The organism is Mycobacterium sp. NGS17, from assembly GCF_059813205.1.
Genome location: NZ_JCALED010000060.1, coordinates 1 through 247, shown reverse-complemented (window position 1 = coordinate 247; position 247 = coordinate 1). Strand labels below are relative to the sequence as shown.

The window sequence follows — 247 nt, the reverse complement described above, 5'->3', positions numbered from 1 at the left end:
CGCGGGCCACCTGTGCGGCCAACACCGCCGGGATCGACACCCCCGATGTCACCGGCGTGCTGAGCATCGCGCGGTTACCCCAGCCGTCCACGCGTGCTCGCTCGACATCGTCGAGCACATCCACCGACGACAACCGCCGCCCCGGATCAGCGGTCATCGCCTCGAGCACCCGCCGCAACCGCCCGATCAACGTTTCGATGGTGGGTGCGTCGAACACATCGGTGCGAAACTCCACCGTCCCGCCAAT

The 247-nt window shown here is 68.0% G+C and carries 1 protein-coding gene; it reads right to left on the bottom strand.

What is annotated here, in order from left to right; genetic code table 11:
- A partial coding sequence (locus AC5Y7E_RS24355) for a hypothetical protein (RefSeq protein WP_499950976.1) occupies positions 1-247 on the bottom strand: 247 nt, incomplete at both ends.